Origin of the sequence: Pseudomonas marginalis, assembly GCF_024169655.1 — a bacterium.
Taxonomy (GTDB): domain Bacteria; phylum Pseudomonadota; class Gammaproteobacteria; order Pseudomonadales; family Pseudomonadaceae; genus Aquipseudomonas; species Aquipseudomonas paraveronii.
The window spans coordinates 1,646,370-1,666,055 of sequence record NZ_JALJWV010000001.1 but is presented as its reverse complement, the minus strand read 5'-3'; the positions used below and the strand labels follow the sequence as shown (position 1 = coordinate 1,666,055).

General features: G+C 59.7%; 22 protein-coding genes. 11 read left to right on the top strand and 11 right to left on the bottom strand.

Going from position 1 to position 19,686, the window contains the following annotated elements; all coding sequences use genetic code 11:
* Nucleotides 1-56: 56 nt before the first annotated feature.
* Nucleotides 57-1,241, bottom strand: a complete 1,185-nt coding sequence (gene punC / locus J2Y83_RS07495; RefSeq protein WP_253394177.1) for a purine nucleoside transporter PunC — start codon at nt 1,239-1,241, stop codon at nt 57-59.
* 122 nt (nt 1,242-1,363) lie between these two features.
* On the opposite strand from punC, the gene punR reads away from it, so the two are divergent.
* A complete protein-coding gene (gene punR, locus J2Y83_RS07490) occupies nt 1,364-2,278 on the top strand; it encodes a DNA-binding transcriptional activator PunR (RefSeq protein ID WP_247395832.1) in 915 nt (304 codons plus the stop codon).
* A gap of 57 nt (nt 2,279-2,335) precedes the next feature.
* Here punR and J2Y83_RS07485 read toward each other — a convergent pair whose 3' ends face one another.
* The gene (locus J2Y83_RS07485; protein WP_253394175.1) at nt 2,336-3,505 is read right to left on the bottom strand and encodes an aspartate aminotransferase family protein; all 1,170 of its coding nucleotides are present in this window, start codon (nt 3,503-3,505) and stop codon (nt 2,336-2,338) included.
* Nucleotides 3,506-3,607: 102 nt separating this feature from the next.
* On the opposite strand from J2Y83_RS07485, the gene J2Y83_RS07480 reads away from it, so the two are divergent.
* The gene (locus J2Y83_RS07480) at nt 3,608-4,513 is read left to right on the top strand and encodes a LysR family transcriptional regulator (RefSeq protein ID WP_253394173.1); all 906 of its coding nucleotides are present in this window, start codon (nt 3,608-3,610) and stop codon (nt 4,511-4,513) included.
* Here the strand turns inward: J2Y83_RS07480 and J2Y83_RS07475 are convergent.
* Together J2Y83_RS07475 and fabV are read right to left on the bottom strand one after the other, a co-directional pair.
* Nucleotides 4,510-5,133: an HAD family hydrolase gene (locus J2Y83_RS07475; protein ID WP_253394172.1), complete on the bottom strand. Its 624-nt coding sequence runs from the start codon at nt 5,131-5,133 to the stop codon at nt 4,510-4,512. The two genes, J2Y83_RS07480 and J2Y83_RS07475, sit on opposite strands and share 4 nt — an antisense overlap.
* 176 nt (nt 5,134-5,309) lie before the next feature.
* Nucleotides 5,310-6,503, bottom strand: coding sequence for an enoyl-ACP reductase FabV (gene fabV, locus J2Y83_RS07470; protein WP_046384297.1), 1,194 nt, complete (start codon nt 6,501-6,503; stop codon nt 5,310-5,312).
* Nucleotides 6,504-6,823: 320 nt separating this feature from the next.
* Between fabV and J2Y83_RS07465 the strand changes: the two genes are divergently transcribed.
* From J2Y83_RS07465 to J2Y83_RS07450, 4 genes are all read left to right on the top strand, one after another.
* Entirely contained in the window at nt 6,824-7,648 is an 825-nt protein-coding gene (locus J2Y83_RS07465) for an aspartyl/asparaginyl beta-hydroxylase domain-containing protein (protein ID WP_253394170.1), read from the top strand.
* Between the two features lie 148 nt (nt 7,649-7,796).
* A complete protein-coding gene (ppnN, locus tag J2Y83_RS07460; protein ID WP_253394168.1) occupies nt 7,797-9,170 on the top strand; it encodes a nucleotide 5'-monophosphate nucleosidase PpnN in 1,374 nt (457 codons plus the stop codon).
* A 111-nt stretch (nt 9,171-9,281) separates the two neighbouring features.
* The gene (locus tag J2Y83_RS07455) at nt 9,282-9,596 is read left to right on the top strand and encodes an AbrB/MazE/SpoVT family DNA-binding domain-containing protein (protein ID WP_247401584.1); all 315 of its coding nucleotides are present in this window, start codon (nt 9,282-9,284) and stop codon (nt 9,594-9,596) included.
* Nucleotides 9,593-9,988 (top strand): PIN domain-containing protein, encoded by a 396-nt coding sequence (locus tag J2Y83_RS07450; RefSeq protein WP_253394166.1) that lies wholly within the window; start codon nt 9,593-9,595, stop codon nt 9,986-9,988. The genes J2Y83_RS07455 and J2Y83_RS07450 overlap by 4 nt, the downstream gene beginning before the upstream one ends.
* Nucleotides 9,989-9,995: 7 nt before the next feature.
* On the opposite strand, the gene J2Y83_RS07445 is transcribed toward J2Y83_RS07450, so the two are convergent.
* Together J2Y83_RS07445 and J2Y83_RS07440 are read right to left on the bottom strand one after the other, a co-directional pair.
* Nucleotides 9,996-10,325, bottom strand: a complete 330-nt coding sequence (locus J2Y83_RS07445; RefSeq protein WP_253394164.1) for a hypothetical protein — start codon at nt 10,323-10,325, stop codon at nt 9,996-9,998.
* A gap of 176 nt (nt 10,326-10,501) precedes the next feature.
* Nucleotides 10,502-11,398, bottom strand: a complete 897-nt coding sequence (locus J2Y83_RS07440; protein ID WP_253394162.1) for a LysR family transcriptional regulator — start codon at nt 11,396-11,398, stop codon at nt 10,502-10,504.
* Between the two features lie 99 nt (nt 11,399-11,497).
* Between J2Y83_RS07440 and J2Y83_RS07435 the strand changes: the two genes are divergently transcribed.
* Nucleotides 11,498-12,169 (top strand): NADPH-dependent F420 reductase, encoded by a 672-nt coding sequence (locus tag J2Y83_RS07435; RefSeq protein ID WP_253394160.1) that lies wholly within the window; start codon nt 11,498-11,500, stop codon nt 12,167-12,169.
* Between the two features lie 64 nt (nt 12,170-12,233).
* Here the strand turns inward: J2Y83_RS07435 and mqo are convergent, their stop codons facing one another.
* The 5 genes from mqo to J2Y83_RS07410 form a co-directional block, all read right to left on the bottom strand.
* The gene (gene mqo / locus J2Y83_RS07430) at nt 12,234-13,880 is read right to left on the bottom strand and encodes a malate dehydrogenase (quinone) (RefSeq protein ID WP_253394158.1); all 1,647 of its coding nucleotides are present in this window, start codon (nt 13,878-13,880) and stop codon (nt 12,234-12,236) included.
* Nucleotides 13,881-14,385: 505 nt separating this feature from the next.
* Entirely contained in the window at nt 14,386-14,607 is a 222-nt protein-coding gene (locus tag J2Y83_RS07425) for a hypothetical protein (protein ID WP_253394156.1), read from the bottom strand.
* A gap of 139 nt (nt 14,608-14,746) precedes the next feature.
* The gene (locus J2Y83_RS07420; protein WP_253394154.1) at nt 14,747-15,112 is read right to left on the bottom strand and encodes a DUF6124 family protein; all 366 of its coding nucleotides are present in this window, start codon (nt 15,110-15,112) and stop codon (nt 14,747-14,749) included.
* Entirely contained in the window at nt 15,081-15,314 is a 234-nt protein-coding gene (locus tag J2Y83_RS07415) for a hypothetical protein (protein WP_128192164.1), read from the bottom strand. Before J2Y83_RS07415 ends, J2Y83_RS07420 begins: the two co-directional genes overlap by 32 nt.
* Nucleotides 15,315-15,651: 337 nt before the next feature.
* Nucleotides 15,652-16,257 (bottom strand): hypothetical protein, encoded by a 606-nt coding sequence (locus tag J2Y83_RS07410; protein WP_128192163.1) that lies wholly within the window; start codon nt 16,255-16,257, stop codon nt 15,652-15,654.
* A 548-nt stretch (nt 16,258-16,805) separates the two neighbouring features.
* On the opposite strand from J2Y83_RS07410, the gene J2Y83_RS07405 reads away from it, so the two are divergent.
* From J2Y83_RS07405 to tal, 4 genes are all read left to right on the top strand, one after another.
* Nucleotides 16,806-17,048: a CopG family ribbon-helix-helix protein gene (locus J2Y83_RS07405; RefSeq protein WP_017848887.1), complete on the top strand. Its 243-nt coding sequence runs from the start codon at nt 16,806-16,808 to the stop codon at nt 17,046-17,048.
* Nucleotides 17,038-17,322 (top strand): type II toxin-antitoxin system RelE/ParE family toxin, encoded by a 285-nt coding sequence (locus J2Y83_RS07400; RefSeq protein WP_017848888.1) that lies wholly within the window; start codon nt 17,038-17,040, stop codon nt 17,320-17,322. The genes J2Y83_RS07405 and J2Y83_RS07400 overlap by 11 nt, the downstream gene beginning before the upstream one ends.
* Before the next feature lie 83 nt (nt 17,323-17,405).
* Nucleotides 17,406-18,392: a tRNA dihydrouridine(20/20a) synthase DusA gene (dusA, locus tag J2Y83_RS07395; protein ID WP_253394152.1), complete on the top strand. Its 987-nt coding sequence runs from the start codon at nt 17,406-17,408 to the stop codon at nt 18,390-18,392.
* A gap of 208 nt (nt 18,393-18,600) precedes the next feature.
* A complete protein-coding gene (gene tal / locus J2Y83_RS07390; RefSeq protein WP_253394150.1) occupies nt 18,601-19,527 on the top strand; it encodes a transaldolase in 927 nt (308 codons plus the stop codon).
* The last annotated feature ends 159 nt before the right edge of the window (nt 19,528-19,686 follow it).

Sequence of the window (19,686 nt, the reverse complement as noted above, 5' to 3'; positions counted from 1 at the left end):
CGAGCCGATACCAGCGCAGGCAAGCCAGTTCCCACATGTTGGAATGCATTGCCAACTCAAGCGTTTTCCAGCTGCGAATGATCGGTTTTCGGCCGCGCCAGCCAATACCCCAGCACCGCCAGCGGTGCGGTCGCCAGCATCACAATCACGGTGATCAGCAGCGGCTGCTCGAGCATCGACGACACCAACAGGCTGCTGAGAAAACACAGGCCCAGTTGCAGGGTGTTTTGCAGCGCCGCCGCCTTGCCGGAGTTTTCCGCAAACGGCATCAGCGCATTCGCCACCACGATGGGGTAACTGGCACCGTTGACCAGGGCCATCAGGCAGAACGGAATCAGCAAGGTGGTCAGGGTCGGCACGCTCAAGGTGGCGACCAGGTACAACGCGAGCATGCTGATGCAGTAGGCCACCAGCAGCCAGGGTAACAACGTCTTGCCCTGGAAACGCTGCAAAGCGCTGCGGCAACTGTAGCCACCGATCAGGAACGCGAGGGTCGGCAGCACATAACTCAGGCCAATGTCATTCGGGCTGTAGCCCATGTCGCCAAGGATGAACGGCGAGGCGGTCAACCAGGCGAAGAAACTGGCGGAGCAGGCGGCAAAGATCATGACGTTGCCGGTGAACACGCGCGAGCCGAGCAACTGCCCATAACCGAGGCGCGTAGGTTCGCCCTCCTCCGCCAGCCGTTTCGGCGCAGTGCGCAGGAATAGAGTCGGCAGCAGCAACAGCAGCGACACGCCCAGCAACACCGCGAAAATCGCCTGCCAACCAAAGTGATTCAACACCATGGCCCCCAGCAGCGGCGCCAGGGCCGGCGATAACGACATCAGCGGCATGATGCTGGCAAATACGCGGTGAGCCTTATCGGCCGGGTAACGGTCAATCACCAGCGCCTGCCAGCTCACAGCGGCGGAACACACGCCAATCGCCTGGATAAAGCGCAGTGCCAGCAACTGCGCTGCGGTCTCGACCCAGAACATGCCGATACAACCCAGCACGAACAGGCTCAGGCCCGTGAGCAGGATCGGTTTGCGCCCCAGTCGGTCAGACAACGGCCCCCACAACAACTGCCCCACGGCAAAGCCGGCGAGGAAAATACTCAAGCTGGCGCCCACTGCACCCGCGCCGATGTGTAATTGCTCGCCCATGGCGCCGAACGCCGGCAAGTACATGTCCATGGCGAGATAACCAAGCATGCTCAGCCCCGCCAGGTACCAGGTGAAACCAAAAGAATTTTTCATTGAAGCCTTGTAGATCTTGCCATCAAACAATTTGCTGACTACTGCCCATTATGAAGCTGACAATTTCTCTGTGAAGCGATAATAATTGGACACTTCTATCAATTAATTTGAAGGCAGCCGCCATGTGGTCCGAATACTCCCTGGATGTGGTCGATGCGGTCGCACGCCATGGCAGCTTCAGCGCCGCCGCCCAGGAATTGCACCGAGTGCCGTCGGCCATCAGCTACACGGTGCGTCAGTTGGAAGAGTGGCTGGCCGTGCCCCTATTTGTGCGGCGCCATCGTGACGTAGAGCTCACTCCCGCCGGCCGTCTATTTATAGACGAAGCCCGCAGTGTGATGAAAACCATGCTCGGCACACGGCGCCTGTGCCAGCAAGTGGCCAATGGCTGGAGCGGCCAGTTGAAGGTCGCAGTGGACTCCATCGTCAAGCCGCAGCGCTGCCGGCAGTTGGTGCTGGATTTCTATCGGCAGTTCCCAGACGTGGAATTGCTGCTGGAGTACGAGGTGTACAACGGCGTGTGGGACGCCCTCGCCGATGAGCGCACCGACATCGTGATCGGCGCCACCAGCGCGGTGCCGGTGGCGAGTCACTTCACGTTTCGCGATATGGGCCTGTTGAACTGGTTGTGTGTGGTCAGCGCGAAACACCCGCTGGCGGCGCTGGACGGTTTGCTCAGTGACGATCAACTGCGCCCGTTCGCGTCCCTGTGCATGACCGACACCTCGCGCAACCTGCCCAAGCGCGATACCTGGACCCTGGACAACCAGCGCCGGCTGGTGGTGCCGAACTGGGCCTCGGCCATTGACTGCCTGCGCGACGGTCTGTGCGTCGGCATGGCGCCGGCGCATCAGGTGTTGCCGTGGATCGAACGCGGTGAGCTGGTCGCGCTGCAACTGCGCCGGCCGTTCCCGGCCAGCCCGTCATGCGTGGCCTGGGCGCAGAACAAACTGTCCCCGGCGATGAGTTGGTTGCTGGAATACCTGGGGGATAGCGAGACGATGAACCAAGAGTGGTTGAATGGGAGTGACCTCTGAAGATCAGCGGAATCCCCTGTAGGAGGGGGCAAGCACCCTCCCACAGGGGATCTCATTTCAATCCAGCAAGCGGGTGATGGCCCGCACGATCATCTCGACTTCCTTGGCCTCCAGGGTCAGCGGTGGCAGCAGGCGGATCACCTTGCCCCGGGTCACGTTGATCAGCAGCCCATGCTCCTGGGCGGCGCGCAGGGCCAGGTCGCGACACGGGCTTGCCAGTTCGATGCCGATCATCAAGCCTTTGCCGCGAATCGCCAGGACCTGCGGGTGCTCATCCAACTCCACCCATAAGCGCGCCAACAAGCGCTCGCCCTGTTGCGCGGCGTTCTGCAGAAGGCCTTGTTCTTCAATGATCTCCAGCACGGTGCAACCCACCCGGCAGGCCAATGGGTTACCGCCGAACGTGCTGCCGTGGCTGCCCGGGGTGAACAAGTCGGCCGCCACGTTCCTGGCCAGGCAGGCGCCGATGGGCACGCCGTTGCCGAGGCCTTTGGCCAGGGTCATCACGTCCGGCACGATGCCCTCGTGCTGGAAGGCAAACCAGGCGCCGGTGCGGCCGATGCCAGTCTGGATTTCATCGAGCATCATCAGCCAACCGTGGCGCGTGCAGTGAGCGCGCAGGGCTTTCAGGTAACCGGCTGGCGCCATCTGCACCCCGCTTTCGCCTTGGATCGGTTCCAGCAAGACCGCTGCGATGCGCGTGCCAAACGCTTGCGTGATCGCCTCCAGCGCCGCCAGGTCGCCAAAGCCGACCTTGAGAAAATCCCCCGGCAAGCGCTGGAACCCCAAGCGGACCGAAGGCCCGTCGCTGGCCGCCATGGTGCCCAACGTGCGCCCGTGGAAAGCGTTCTCCATCACCACCACCAACGGCGCCTCGATGCCCTTTTTCCAGCCGTGCAACCGCGCCAGTTTTAGCGCGGTCTCGTTGGCCTCGGCGCCGGAGTTGTTGAAGAACGCGCGATCCAGCCCGGACAGTTGGGTCAGACGCTGGGCCAAGCGTTGTTGCCAATCGATGCTGTAGAGGTTGGAGGTGTGCAACAGCAACCCGGCTTGTTCGCTGATGGCTGTCACCAGTTTCGGATGGGAGTGTCCGACGTTGGTCACGGCCACGCCAGCCACGGCGTCCAGGTATTCGCGGCCCTGCTGGTCCCACAAGCGCGTGCCCAGGCCACGCGCAAAGCTCAAGGCCAAGGGTTGGTAAGTGCTCATCAGGCAAGCGGCGGTCATGGTGGCAAGCTCCAGTGCAGGTTGGGATGGGGACAGTATCGTTAGCCACCCAAGCTGGATAAACTGTGCTTTTCTGCAATGACTTTAAACCAGGGCTTGATAATGGATCTGTTCCAGGCGATGTCGGTGTATGTGAAAGTGGTCGAGACCGGCAGCATGACCGCCGCGGCCCATGCCAGTGGGATGTCGACCACCATGGTCGGCAACCATTTGCGCGCCCTGGAGCAACGGCTGGGGGTCAGCCTGCTCAAGCGCACCACGCGCAAGCAAAGCCTCACCGAATTCGGCGGGCAGTATTACCAGCGCTGCCTGGAAGTGCTGGGGCTGGTGGCCGACTCCGAGCAATTGGCCGAACAGGCCCACAGCGACGTGCCCAAGGGCACCCTGCGCATCACCGCCCCGCCCGCCTTCGGCACCGAACGCCTGGCGCCGGCCTTGAGCGAATTTTCCCAACGTTACCCGCTGATCAAGTTGTACGTGGTGCTCAGCAATCAACGCATGGACCTGGTCGACAGCGGCTTCGACGTGGCCATCCGCCTGGGCGAGCTGGAACCCTCAAGCCTGATCGCCCGGCCCCTGCAGGACTACACCATCACCCTGTGCGCCGCGCCGGATTACCTGGCGCGACGCGGCACGCCGCAAACGCCGGAAGATCTGCAACAACACGACTGCCTGGCATTCGCCTACCCCTCCAGCGACGATTGGCGTAACGCCGACAAACTGTGGCGCATGAGCGGCGCGGACGGCGAAGTGGAGATCCCCGTGTCCGGCTCGCTGACCATCAACAGCTCGCAAGCCCTGCGCCAGGCGGCGGTGCAAGGCATGGGCATCGTCATGCTGCCCGATGCCCTGGTGCAGCCCGACCTGCAGAGCGGAAAGCTGGAGGCATTACTGACCCGTTATCAACTGCCCAGCCGCCCCATGCATCTGCTGTACGGCCAGGATCGTTACCGCCTGCCTAAACTGCGGGCTTTCGTGGATTTTGCCCTGGAGAAATGGGCGCGCTAAAAGCCCACGCCCAATTCACGCAGTCGCTCAGCGGTACGTTCGGCACAAACGTGGTGAATGCCTTGCCAGCCCAGGGCAATGGCCGCGTCGATGTTGCCCGCGACATCATCGATAAACACCACTTCGCCAGGCTGGATATCCGGCAGGTGAGCGCGCACCTGGCCGAGGCTGGCGTGATAAATCGCTGCATCGGGCTTGATCAGCTTCAACTCGCCGGAAACCACAATGTCGCGAAAACACTGCAGGAACGGGTAGTTGGCCCGCGCATAAGGGAACGTCTCGGCCGACCAGTTGGTGAGCCCGAACAGCGGCATGTCGGCTTGATGCAGCGCCTTGAGAATAGCCACGCCCTCCGGCAATGGCCCGCGCAGCATTTCATGCCAGCGGTCGTAGTAGGCCGTGATCAAGGTTTCGTGATGGGGGTATTGCGCGATGAGGCTGCGCGTCGCCTCGGCCAGGGTGCGCCCGGCGTCCTGCTCGGTGTTCCAGGCCTGGGTGCAGATGTTGTCGAGGAACCATTGCCGTTCCTCTTCATCGGCGATCAGCTTGCGGTACAGGTGCTGCGGGCTCCAATCGAACAGGACACCGCCAAAATCAAAAACGACTGCACGAATCGTCATCAGATCCTCCGTTAGCGTGAGTTGATAGCGGATGGAGTCTGGCAGATCGCGATGGCTTTACACACAACGAATGTGGGAGCGGGCCTGCTCGCGATGGCGGTTTGTCAGTGCCGGAAGTTTCGGCTGACCCACTGCAATCGCGGGCAAGCCCGCCCCCACATGTTTTTCGAACGTATTTAGGCTTGGACCAGACCGTTGATCTTCACGGTCGGATTCACGTCAGCCTCGTAGTCCACGCCGTCGATCTCAAAGCCGAACAAGCGCAGGAACTCAGCCTTGTAGCCGGCAAAATCGCTGATCTCGTTGACGTTGTCGTCGGTGACCTGGTTCCACAGCGCAGCCACGGCGTCCTGGACTTTCGGTTGCAGCTCGGCCAGGTCGGCACGCAGGCGGCCGTCGGCGTCGAGCTTCGGCTCGCGGCCGTACAGGCTGTCCTTGAACAGGCCATAGACCTGCTCGATGCAACCTTCGTGGGTGCCCTGCTCTTTCATCACTTTGAACAGCAACGACAGGTACAGCGGCATGATCGGGATCGCGGAGCTGGCCTGGGTGACCACAGCCTTGAGCACCGACACCCGAGCGTCGCCCTTCAGTGCGGCCAGGTTGTCGCGCAGGGTCAGGACTTTCTTGTCCAGGTCCTTCTTGGCTTCGCCGATGGAGCCGTTCCAGTAGATATCCTGGGTCAGCTTCTCGCCGAGGTAGGTGAACGCCGTGGTCTTGGCGCCTTCGGCCAACACGTCCGCCTCACGCAGGGCGTCGATCCACAGCTGCCAGTCTTCGCCGCCCATGACTTTCACGGTGCCGTCGATTTCTTCCTGGGTGGCCGGCTCAAGGGTGGTGTCGACGACAACGCCCTTGTCGGTGTTGATCCCGCGCAGGGTCACGGCCTTGCCGATCGGCTTGAGGGTGGAGTTGTGCACCACGCCCTGCGGGTCGGTGCGGCGTGGCGCGGCCAGGCTGTAAACCACCAGATCGATCTTGCCCAGGTCTTTCTTGATGGTCTCGATGGTCAGGCGCTTGATCTCGTCGGAGAACGCGTCGCCATTGATGCTCTTGGCGTACAGGCCTTTTTCGACGGCAAACTTCTCGAACGCGGCGCTGTTGTACCAGCCGGCGGAGCTCAGCTTGCCTTCTTCGCCTTCTTTCTCAAAAAACACGCCCAGGGTATCGGCGCCGCAGCCAAACGCGGCACTGATGCGCGCGGCCAGGCCATAACCGGTGGAAGCACCGAGGACCAGCACCTTTTTCGGGCCGCCTTCGATGACGCCGTGTTGAGTCACGTAGTCGATCTGTTCCTTGACGTTCGCTTCACAGCCAACAGGGTGAGCGGTCACACAGATAAAGCCACGAACCCGCGGTTTGATGATCATAAAATTTCTGCCTCTTCCAAGGTGCCGAAGGCCAATGGTGGCCATTCAACTTAATCGTACCGGTCTATGACGTCCAAAAAACCGAAGCGTCACGATAGTCGCAAATCTTCTGTTTACAAAATCCAATCCAACACTCGCTGCGCAAGCCGGGCCGTGGGTTAAAAACTGTGCCATCTCTTCACAATTTCGTAATATTTAAAGCGCCGATCCACCTGAGAACGCCTTATCATGATGGGATTGTTTCAATATGTTTCATAATCCCACCACTCGCAGCCACGGACCTGGACTTGTCGAATGGCGTCCAGCTGGAGCTGAGTTTCATGAACAAATCTGCCTTACGCAAAAAAGCCGTGTCGATCGCCTGGGCATTCGGCGTCCTGCTGATTATTTGCCTCTTCCCCCTGACCACTGCGGTGTTCCTCGGCCTGGTGCTGGTCTGCGGTGTCTATGACTTCCTGCGCAACGGTCTGTATGACGGCGACACGTTCAAGAAATATTTCATCGGCAGCGGCCGCAATACCTGGCTGCTGGCACCGTTCAACACCCTGTTCGACCTGTTGAGCAGCCGCAACCGCCACGTCTACACGATGCGCGACCTGCCGCCCGCCTGGCGTGAAGACCTGCAACAGGTGATCGACGACGCCATGGCCCACAAGGACGAGATCATCGGCTACCTGGACGAGCGCATGGCCGAGAAGAAACGCGGCATGTTGTTTTTCCAATGGTACGGCCGGCCGACCGAAACCACCCTGGATATCCCGGAGCTGCGCAAGAAGTTGCCGTTCGTGAAGACCATCGGCGTGTCGGTGTTCAACGAAAACCGCTCGACGTCCTTTCACTTCGGCCCTCTGCGCATGATGTTCCGGGTGCTCTACAACATGGCGCCGGCGCCCCACCACGAGGGTGTGTACATCCAAGTGGGCAAGCACAAGCATTACTGGCACGACGACCCGCTGTTTATCTTCGATGACACGCTGATGCATGCATCCTTCAACAAGAACGACGCCAAACGCTACTGCCTGTTCATTGATATCGTGCGGCCGACCATGTTGCCCTCCGTCCTCAATGCCGTGATCGCAGGTTTTGCCGGCGCGGTGTTCGCTCTGCGGCGGTTTTTCTACAAAAACTGGAAGCTGATTCAGTAGGTTCTGCGGCATGATGGTGCTGGACGGTGTTTGCGCCCTGCCCGCGAGGCGGCCAGAATAACCGTCTCGTGCGACCGAATTCGGCGCCCACCATTCTCAAGCCATCGCCCCCTGAAGGGCGCGGTGGCTGCGCTTTCAAGGAATCAGAATGCCCCAACGTCAAGTCATCAATGCCTCCGTCAGCCCCAAGGGCAGCCTCGAAACACTCTCCCAGCGTGAAGTCCAGCAACTGAGCGAAGCCGGCTCCGGCAGCATCTATACCCTGTTCCGCCAGTGCGCCCTGGCCATCCTCAACACCGGCGCACACATCGACAACGCCAAGACCATCCTCGACGCCTATAAAGACTTTGAAGTGCGTATCCACCAGCAGGATCGCGGCGTGCGCCTGGAACTGCTGAACGCGCCGGCCGACGCCTTCGTCGATGGCGAAATGATCGCCAGTACCCGTGAAATGCTGTTCAGCGCGCTGCGCGACATCGTCTACACCGAGAACGAACTGGACAGCCAACGCATCGACCTGAGCAACTCCCAGGGTATCACCGACTACGTGTTCCATCTGTTGCGCAACGCCCGCACGCTGCGCCCGGGTGTCGAGCCGAAAATCGTGGTGTGCTGGGGTGGGCACTCGATCAACACTGAAGAATACAAATACACCAAGAAAGTCGGCCACGAACTGGGCCTGCGCAGCCTCGACGTCTGCACAGGCTGCGGCCCCGGCGTGATGAAAGGCCCGATGAAGGGCGCGACCATTTCCCACGCCAAGCAACGCATCAGCGGCGGGCGCTACCTGGGCCTGACCGAGCCGGGCATCATCGCCGCCGAAGCGCCGAACCCGATTGTCAATGAACTGGTGATCCTGCCGGACATCGAGAAGCGCCTGGAAGCCTTCGTGCGCGTCGGCCACGGCGTCATCATCTTCCCGGGCGGCGCCGGCACGGCGGAAGAGTTCCTCTACCTGCTCGGCATCCTGATGCACCCGGACAACCGCGACGTGCCCTTCCCGGTCATCCTCACCGGGCCAAAACACGCCGCGCCGTACCTGCAACAATTGCACGCATTCGTCGGCGCCACGCTGGGCGAAGCGGCGCAGGCGCACTACCAGATCATCATCGACGATCCGGCCGAAGTGGCCCGCCAGATGACCGCCGGGCTCAAGGCCGTGAAGCAGTTCCGCCGCGAGCGCAACGATGCGTTCCACTTCAACTGGCTGTTGAAGATCGATGAAGGCTTCCAGCGCCCGTTCGACCCGACCCACGAAAACATGGCCAGCCTGCAACTGAGTCACGCGCTGCCGCCCCATGAACTGGCGGCCAACCTGCGTCGCGCGTTCTCGGGGATCGTGGCGGGCAACGTCAAGGACAAGGGCATTCGCCTGATCGAACAGAACGGCCCTTACGAGATCCATGGCGACCCGGCCATCATGAAGCCACTGGATGAACTGCTCCAGGCGTTCGTCGCCCAGCACCGCATGAAGTTGCCGGGCGGCGCGGCGTATGTGCCGTGCTACCGCGTGGTGCAGTAAGTCAGCCCACACATGCTGTAGCGCTTTAACCTTGTGTTCAGGCTTGTCGGCGGGAAGCGTCGGGCTATCGTTTTTACGAAGCCCGACTGACCCACACCCGAGGAGCGACCTATGGACCAACGGATCTTGTTCTCCCACACTCCTTACCCTAAGGTAAGGAGCATCACGCTGGAGACCTTCAACATGGCGACAGCCACGCTTACCTCAAAAGGACAAATCACCATCCCCGTCCAAGTCAGGACCGCCCTGGGCCTGGAAACGGGAGACCGGGTCGAATTCGTCGAAATGGAAGACGGCAAATTTTCCATTATTGCCGCGAGCAAAACCGTTCACGACCTCAAGGGCTTGATCCGCAAGCCTGCCCAGGCCATCTCCATCGAGGACATGAACCGCGCCATTGCGGCACAGGGAGCGAGCGCGCAATGATCGGCCTGGATACCAATGTGCTGGTGCGCTATGTCACCCAGGACGATCCGGTCCAATCCGCCAAGGCGTCCGAGCTGATCGAATCCCTCACCACCCTGTCGCCAGGCTTTGTCAGCCTGGTGTCGGTGGTGGAGTTGGTGTGGGTTTTACAAAGTTGCTATCAGTCAGCCAAGAGCGACGTGGTGACGGTGCTGGAAACGCTGCTGCGTACCCGTGAATTGATCATCGAGCATGCCGAGATCATCTGGCAGGCACTCCGGCGGTTCTCGGCAAACAAAGCCGATTTCGCCGACTGTTTGATTGCGCGCTGCGCCCACGCAGCCGGCTGCGAATACACCGCCACCTTTGACCTCGACGCAGCCAAGGCTGCGGGCATGAAGCGATTGGTCTGAGAGGGGTTCAGCGAACCCAGCCACCATGCTGCCAGTGGTAACCGTCATTTCGTTGCACCCAATGCGGATGCACATAACGGTAGCCCTCGCGCACCGGCTCCCAATGGCCGTGTACGGCCACATAGCGTCCACCTTCCCAGCGCCAGTACCCGCGTGACCAAACATAACCTTCGCGCACCGCCGGCTCGACTTCGATCACTTGCATCGGCGGCGGTTGTGGCGCGACCACCTCCACATACTCACGCTCTAACGGTCGACGCGCATGCACGACGCGCTCTTGCACACACCCGGACGCCGCGACGACCATGACCACCAATGCTGCATAACGGAGCAACATACAAACCCCTCGGGCGCTAACGCCCAACACCTGTATCAGTAAAAAATCCCCCCTTGTTCCAGCCGCGCTCCTGCAAGGCCTGGGTACTTTTTAACAGGTGGTGTCTGTCGGGTTGCTGAACCTGCCGACAGTGCATCCCGAGGAACAGACGGAAGGCCGGGTCGTGATTTGAACGCTTAAATCGGGCCAAAGCGCTCCAGCACAGCCTCGACAAAACGCCGCAACTTGGCGGTACGCTGGCGGTTGGCGGTGTAGACCAAATGCATGGGCCGGCTCGGCGCGTCAAAGTCCGGCAGCACCCGCACCAACTCGCCCCTGGCCAGGGCCGGGCGCAGAAAATCTTCAGCTCCGAGCACAATGCCAAACCCGTCCAGTGCAGCCGACATCAAGGCCTTGCTTTCGTTGATCTGCAAACGGCTGGCAACCTGCACGGTGTGCGGGACCGAGCCCTGGTAGAACACCCACTCGCGATCCGCCGGACGTGACCAGAAGGCGTAACCCAAGCATTCATGCTGCTGAAGGTCCGCCGGCCGCAACGGTGTGCCCCGTGCTGCCAAGTAGGCAGGCGCCGCGCAGGCCACCAGACGATACGGCGCCAGGGGTCTGGCGGTTAACCCCGTGATCGCTGGGGGGCCAATGCGGAAGGCGGCTTCGTAGCCTTCTTCTACTAGATCGACGAAACGATCGGTGAGATGCAGGTCGATGCTTACCTCGGGGTTATCACGCAAAAACGCGGTCACCAGAGGCATCAGACTGTAGGAGCCGAAAGTCACCGGGGCGGTAATTTTCAGCTTGCCGCGTGGGGTGTCATTCATGATCTGCGCCAGGGAATCGGCGGCCTCGGCCTCCGTCAGGATATGTTTGCAACGCTCGTAGTAAGCGCTACCCAACTCCGTCAGGCTTTGCCGGCGCGTGGTGCGATTGAGCAAGCGCGCGCCCAGGCGCTGTTCCAGCGCGGCGACATGCTTGGCCACCATCTGCGCTGACATGTTCAGACGCACCGCGGCTCGTGCGTAAGAGCCCAACTCGGCGGCGGTCACAAAGGCATTCATGCTCGAAAGACGGTCCATCATTCCCCACTCCCAGTAATAACAGCCTCGTCACAACGCTCATTTATCACCCATTGGCTACCAATCATCATACCCGCTCCCCTACTTTGCAGGAGCAAGGCCATGAAGATTGGCGTGATTGGAGCAGGTTTCATCGGGCGCGCGGTGGCCCAACTGGCGCTGGCGGCCGGGCATGAAGTGATGTTGAGCAACTCCCGTGGCCCCCAGACCATGAGTAGCGTACTCAGCGGCATTTGGGGCGTTCAAGTGGGCAGCGCGCAAGACGCAGCCAGATTTGGCGACGTGGTCCTCGTGGCGATCCCCCTGGAACATTACCGCAGCGTGCCCGCGCAGTGGCTGGAAGGCAAAACAGTGATGGACGCCAACAATTACTACCCCGATCGCGATGGGCACATCCCTGAGCTGGACCGTTTCGAAACCACCACCAGCCGGCTGCTCGCCGAGCATTTGCCGCATTCCCATGTGGTGAAGGTATTCAACGCAATCTTTGCCCCAGACCTGACGCGGGACGCCCGCCCTCACGGCGCCCCCGACCGCCGCGCACTGCCGGTGGCTGCGGATGACGCTGCGGCAAAAGCGCAAGTGATCCAGTTGCTCGATGAGCTCGGTTTTGACGCCGTGGATGCCGGTGGGCTGGATGAAAGCTGGCGGTTTGAGCGGGCCAAACCGGCGTATTGCGTGGCGCTGGACCAGGCCGGGCTGAGGGCGGCCCTGGCTGCGGCCGAGCGCACCGTTGAGCTGCCTGCGGTCAACCGGGCGCACACCCTTACTTAAACAGCCGCTCACAAAAAAGCTCGCTGACCGTTAACGGTTCAGCGAGCTTTTTATTGGGTGTTTCTTACAGCGCCAGATCAGACGCCGGCTTGCTCGGCTCAGCCGCAGGCTTGGCAGCCTCGGTGGCCTTGGGAGCGGTCATCTGCGGAATCGCAGGTGGTGGGGTCAGTTGCAAGATACCGGCGGTGTAGGCCCATTCTTTGGCAACAGCCTCAGGACTGTCGTTCAGCTTGGTGCCATAGCTTGGCACGATCTGATGCAGTTTTTCCTGCCAGGCCGGGGTCGCCACCTTGTCCTTGAACACTTTCTGCAGCACGGTCAGCATGATCGGCGCCGCGGTCGACGCGCCTGGCGATGCGCCCAACAGGCCGGCGATGGTGTTGTCAGCGGAGCTGACCACTTCGGTGCCGAGTTTCAGCACGCCGCCCTGCTCTTCGTCACGCTTGATGATCTGCACGCGCTGGCCGGCTTGCCACAGGCGCCAGTCGGATTGCTTGGCGTTCGGGAAGTACTCTTTCAGGGCGTTGTAGCGGTCGTCATCCGACAGCATCAACTGGCCAGCAAGGTACTCGACCAGCGGGTATTCACGAATACCGACTTTGGTCATTGGCCAGATGTTGTGGGTGGTAGTGCTGGTCAGCAGGTCCAGGTACGAGCCTTCTTTCAGGAACTTGGTCGAGAAGGTCGCGAATGGGCCAAACAGAATCACGCGCTTGCCATCCAGCACACGGGTGTCCAGGTGCGGCACCGACATCGGTGGCGCGCCAACCGAAGCCTTACCGTAGGCCTTGGCCAGGTGCTGCTCGGCGATGGTTGGGTTATCGGTCACCAGGAACGAACCGCCAACCGGGAAAGCAGCGTAGTCCTTGGCTTCAGGAATGCCCGACTTTTGCAGCAGGTGCAGTGCACCGCCGCCTGCGCCGATGAACACGAACTTGGCGTCGGTTTCGGTCTTGCTGCCGTCTTTCAGGTTTTTGTAGCTCACACGCCACGAACCGTCGGCGTTACGGGTGATGTCCTGCACTTCGCTCGACAGTTTCAGGTCGAACTTCGGCGTGGTTTGCAGGTGAGCGACGAACTGGCGGGTGATCTCGCCGAAGTTCATGTCCGTCCCCAGCGGGCTCCAGGTGGCCGCGATTTTCTGGTTCGGGTCACGCCCTTCCATCATCAACGGAACCCACTTGGCGATCTGCGCCGGGTCTTCGGAGTACTGCATGCCGGCGAACAGCGGGCTCGCTTGCAAGGCTTCGTAACGCTTTTTCAGGAACTTGATGTTGTCATCGCCCCACACAAAGCTCATGTGCGGTGTGGAGTTGATGAACGAACGCGGGTTCTTCAGCACGCCCTGCTGGACCTGCCAGGACCAGAACTGACGGGAGATCTGGAACGCTTCGTTGATTTCGACCGCTTTCGGGATCTCAACGTTGCCGTTCTTGTCTTCCGGGGTGTAGTTCAGCTCAGCCAGGGCCGAGTGACCGGTACCGGCGTTGTTCCAGCCGTTGGAGCTTTCTTCGGCGACGCCATCGAGGCGCTCGACCATTTCCATCGACCAGCTAGGTTCCAGCTCGTTAAGCCAGACACCCAGGGTCGCACTCATGATGCCGCCGCCGATCAGCAGCACATCGACTTTCTTTGCCTCTTGCGCGTGAACGGACGTGATCCCCATCGACAAAGCCAACCCCAGCAGGGCAGTGTTTACTTTCTTAAACATCAGTAGCACCTATGATAAAACGCCATCCGCCCCACTGCCCCTGAGCCTGGCGAACCCTCGATCACGCTGCGCCAGGCAACGCACCGTGGGGTTTGCACATTCATTCAAGGACCGCAGGGTGGGCACACAAGGCCGACGTATCGACCTCACTTTTATGTCCCTTCTGCGCTGACTTCTTATCATTATTGGCTTCAGCTACCTGGGCGACAGCCAGCCGCCGGGACGTATACGGGTGTACGTTCCGGAGAAAGACTAGACCAAGATGGCGCGCAGAATATCACGCCAACCGGCGCTCATGCGCTGTTTGGCTAATTGACAGCTCTAAAATAGGCGTTTTGGCAGGGCTGACCGGGGTGAGTGTCAAGCCTGACAGACGCGACCTGAAGTCACAGGCATAGCTATTTGATAGCATGCAGCTTCACGCGCCGGGGCCCTCATGTGGGAGGAGGCTTGCTCCCGATAGCGGCGGTTCAATCAACACATCCCTGACTGCCCCACCACCTCATCAGTCATCCTGCAACAACCCCGAACCGTACTCACCATAACGACTCCCCAGCCCACTGCCGCCAAAATTCATCTTGGCGGCCTTGCTGGGGCTGTGGTCACCAAACGCCTGGCATCCGCCTGCAAAACAAGGGTCGCGACTCACGCCCGACGAATCCGACGAACAAGCGCTCAACAGCAACGCGCCGGCGATCATCACGACTTTGACAAGGTTCGAGATCATTTTTTCAGTTCCCTGTGGGTTCGGGGGTTTCCCATAGAGATGATCGTAGGCCTCAACGGCATAGGGAATGATGAAACTTCGCCGGAAGACAGAATGGGTTCAGGTTGCCGCCTTGGGGTAAGGCGGCGGAGGTCGATTGTCAGGCTGTAGCCGGGCTGATGACACGAGCGACTTGGTCCTGGGCTCGGTCAACGAGTAGCGCGCTCAGGTCGATCAGTTGCTGAATACCCAAGACAATGGCGCGCTGTGACTCGTCGAGGTTGAAAGCCACGGTAGCGGCCATTTCGCTGGCGGACGCGAGGTTTTCGGAGGCGTTGGCCAGGAGGGTTTCGGTGTCTATGTCGGGGCTGACGAGGAATAGGTTGTGGGGTGGGTGTTCGTCAGGCGCATTGTCGGTGGATTGAGGCAAGTCACGAGCAATGGCACATTGAGCTGTGGCGTGAAGCTTGGTATCGACGGGCGAAGGGTCGCGATCAATAGAGAGACTGGGCGTGTTGCTGTGCATGGGCGAAGCTCCAAATAGTGACGGGAGTTAAAACGCCTTTAGCGATACGGACTTCCACCTCCGGCCGCTGGATTGGCAGCGGCTTGAGGAGGTTAGCGGCGGGAGGTTTGAGGAGCAAGTCGAGAAGAATGCGGGATATTTCACCGATATTCCTGGCATATTCCACACATGGCAACGCCCCGCTCGAAGTGGTGAAGAGCACGGTATACACCTCCCCGACACCTAAGAAACATCCCCGTTAAACTACGCCATTCGCCTCGTTGACTCAGATTGCCAATGTCCCTACAGACAGGTCCACTTTCCCGCAGTTTCTCTGTCGCGCCGATGATGGATTGGAACTGCTAATCCTGTAGGCCACGTATTCCTTGCCCTACAGAGCCGACCTGAAAGCCGCGTACCACTTTTGTACCAACGTTACTTCTTTGATAAAGCGAACAGTGTCCGGTGCTAGCTAACTTCAACGCCAAGCTGGTTGCAATAACTTGGGCTGTAAGCTCCAACAGATGCTTATCGGCCTTGAATAACCGAAAATGCTGCCCTCACTCATTTTGTTCGCTCTCCTCCTTCCTCCACTCCTGTTCTGTGCACCGTATTTTTTTATCGAGCCTTATAGGATTCATAGCCGAGCTGTATTCATATTGGCTCTCGGCATACGCTTCGATGCCTAGTACGACAAGGTCTCGGGTTTCACACAAATATGATTCCGAACCAAACTCTCGAGTGTTCAAATACAACGCGTGATACGAGAGTTGCATTATCAATGTTTTTCTCCAGTGCTTCTTCTCCGGTGTGCTCAGTATTTCGTCGACCGAGTGCAGCAACAGTGAAACGAAAAACTCGTATGCCTCTCGCTGATTGGATCCGTATTTGAAGTGGCTGTATCGGGGGGCGTACAAAGGGTAGGAGGCACCCGCGTACTCTGGGTTCGCCAAGGCAAGACTCAAATAGTCTTTGTAAACCCCTTTGGCTGACGTTGTGTTGTTCGCGTCCAGTTGATCGATCGACACTTTCACTGCGAAAGCTGCAAGGGTGACGGTTGATAGGGTGCTCCATACAGCCAGTGAAAAAAGTTTTTTGATGGGAGACAGTTTTTTTTGCACCAGAAAACTGTAAATTCGGGCGCGCATGAAGAAGTTGCTTGGCACGTGGGAGTTCTCGGTTTTTGTGTGAGCCATGAGGTTTGGTGTACGCAATCGTAGTGCCGTGTGATGGGCAAAGGTGCTGTTGGCAGATTGGTCCCAGTAGGTGGACTACGAAGGGCTTCAATTTTTTCGGTATCTACGCGAGGTGTCTATCAGTGACACAGCTCAACCTGATCGGCTGAATTGTACGCTAGAGGGGACGTGCCTGAAGACTCAGCCGTTCGTGGCGAGCGTTCGCTATGGATCGACTTCTACCGGTCACGACAGGCAGAAACCGGCCAGAAGGAGTCACCTATGGCCTACGAAATCCATATGGCGAAAAGGGGACAGATTTATTTATAACATCTGAAAAAAAGCTAATTACCAAACAGCAAAAAGCCGCCTCATCACCTGCTAATTATTTTGCCGATATCGAAGTCAGACTACGATACCCGGCACCCGGCTTCGAGCTGGCAGAGTAAAAGCCCAGCCACACCTCACGACGACCTGCTGATTCAGCCCAGCGTTCCACGGTGTAAGATGCTCCATAACCTTCCACCTTCGAGGCTGTCATGACCGGGATATCCCTAAACCTGCCGGAAGACCTGTCCAACTCTCTCGCCGACCTGGCCAAAACCAACGGCCAGACTGCGACCTACCTGGCGATGGACGTCCTCCGCGACTACATCGAGCACGAAAAAACGCTAACCGCTCAAATCGAGCTGGCGGTGAAAGAAGCCGACCAGGGCAAATTTGCCACCGATGACCAGGTAGCAGCCATGCGCGCCAGGCGCTGGAGCCGGAATGCGGGTTGAGTGGCTTGAAAAAGCACTCAAAAATCTGGAAGACGAAGCAAACTATATAGCTCTCGAAAACCCAAAAGCAGCTGACGACTTCTCCGATGCCATTTTCGCCAGCGTCGACAAACTGGCGCAGTTTCCCTCTATGGGCCGTGAAGGTCGGGTCACAAACACGCGCGAATGGGCAGTCCCCAATTGGTCTTATCTGATCCCTTATCGCATACGCGGTGATCGTCTGCAGATCCTCGGCGTATTCCACACGCGGCAACGTCCCCGTTCGAAGTGGTGAATGCCGCGGAACACGCCTCCAGCACACCCAAGATCCATCCCTGATAAACTACGCCCCATTCGCCCCGCAAACTCAGATCCCTCATGCCCCTACAAACCACCCCCTTCTCCCGCCGCTTCTCCGTCGCACCCATGATGGACTGGACCGACCGCCACTGCCGGTTCTTCCTACGCCTACTCTCCAAACACGCCCTACTCTACACCGAGATGGTCACCACCGGCGCGATCCTCCACGGCGATCACGAGCGCTTCCTGCGCCACAGCGAGGCCGAGCACCCGCTCGCCCTCCAACTGGGCGGCAGTGTTCCCGCCGATCTGGCCGCCTGTGCCCGTATGGCCGAGGCGGCCGGTTACGATGAAGTGAACCTCAACGTTGGCTGCCCCAGCGATCGGGTGCAGAACAATATGATCGGCGCGTGCCTGATGGGCCATCCGGCGTTGGTCGCCGATTGTGTGAAGGCGATGCGCGATGCGGTGTCGATTCCGGTGACGGTGAAGCACCGTATCGGGATCAATGGGCGGGACAGTTATGCGCAACTGTGCGATTTCGTCGGGCAGGTGAAGGACGCGGGGTGTACCAGTTTTACCGTGCATGCGCGGATTGCGATTCTGGAGGGGTTGTCGCCGAAGGAGAATCGCGACATTCCGCCGTTGCGTTATGACGTGGCGGCGCAGTTGAAGCGGGATTTTGCCGAGCTGGAGATTATTCTCAACGGCGGGATCAAGACGCTGGAACAGTGCCAAGAGCATCTGCAGACGTTTGACGGGGTGATGCTGGGCCGGGAGGCTTATCACAATCCGTATGTGCTGGCGGAGGTGGATCAGCAGTTGTTCGGCAGTGCGCGGCCGGTGATCAGTCGGGCAGAGGCGTTGGCGCAGTTGCGGCCTTATATCGCGGAGCATTTGGCGAGCGGTGGCTCGATGCATCACATTACGCGGCATGTGCTGGGGTTGGGCACGGGTTTCCCTGGGGCGCGCAAGTTCAGGCAGTTGCTGTCGGTGGATATTCATAAAGCGAGTGATCCGTTGGCGTTGCTGGATCAGGCGGCCGGGTTGCTGGAGGGCCGGTGAAACCGGCGCCCACGTGTTTATCGCGGTGTTCATTGGGCTGTTGGGTTGAACCTGCGGGCGATCTTGCCCTCCTATTTAGCAGCAAGGCCAGTCATTCAAACGGCTGTTTTCAGGTTGTTGCCCTCGCAAACGATCGAACGCATTTGCGCCCTTGAGCGCCTGCCAGCGCTCGGGTAATGTCATCAGACCCATAGGACAGAGCACGCCCATGACTTCCAAGCTGGAACAACTCAAACAGTTCACTACCGTCGTCGCCGATACCGGCGATTTCGCGGCCCTCGCCAATCTCAAGCCGCAAGATGCCACCACCAACCCTTCCCTGCTGCTCAAGGCCGCGTCGATTCCGGGCTATGCCAAGTTGCTGGATGAATGCGTGAAGGACTGCAACGGTGATGTTGGCCTGGCCAGTGACCGTTTTGCGGTGGCGGTGGGTCAAGAAATCTTGAAAGTGGTGCCCGGCCGTATCTCTACCGAGGTGGATGCACGCCTGTCGTTCGACACTGACGCCGTACTCAAGCGTGCGCACCGTCTGATCGACCTGTACGACAAAGCCGGGGTTGGCCGTGATCGCGTGCTGATCAAGATCGCGTCCACCTGGGAAGGCATCCGCGCGGCGGAGAAGCTGGAAAAAGAAGGCATCCAGACCAACCTGACCCTGCTGTTCTCCTTCGCCCAGGCCGTGGCCTGTGCCGAAGCGGGTGTGTTCCTGATTTCGCCGTTCGTGGGCCGTATCTACGACTGGTACAAGAAAGCCAACGGCAACGACTACACCGGCGCCGATGATCCCGGCGTGCAGTCGGTGACGCGCATCTACAACTACTACAAGGCCAATGACTACAAGACCGTGGTGATGGGTGCAAGCTTCCGCAACCTGAGCCAGATCGAAGAGCTGGCCGGCTGTGATCGCCTGACGATCAGCCCGGACCTGCTGGAGAAACTGGCGGCCGATACCGGCAAGCTGGAGCGCAAGCTGTCGCCAGGCCATGCCGGTGAAGCGCGGATGCATCTGACTGAAGCGCAGTTCCGTTGGGAGTCCAACGAGGATGCGATGGCGACTGAGAAGCTGGCCGAGGGGATTCGTCAGTTTGCCCGCGACCAAGAGAAGCTCGAAGCGTTGTTGTCTGCCAAGCTGTAAAAGCGGCGGCAGCAAAAAGGGCGGCACCTGTGAGGGTGCCGCCCTTTTTTTCAGTGTCAAATGTGGGAGGGGGCTTGCCCCCGATGGCGGTGCATCAGTCAGCAAATCTGTAGCTGGCCCACCGGCATCGGGAGCAAGCCCCCTCCCACACTTGGAGAG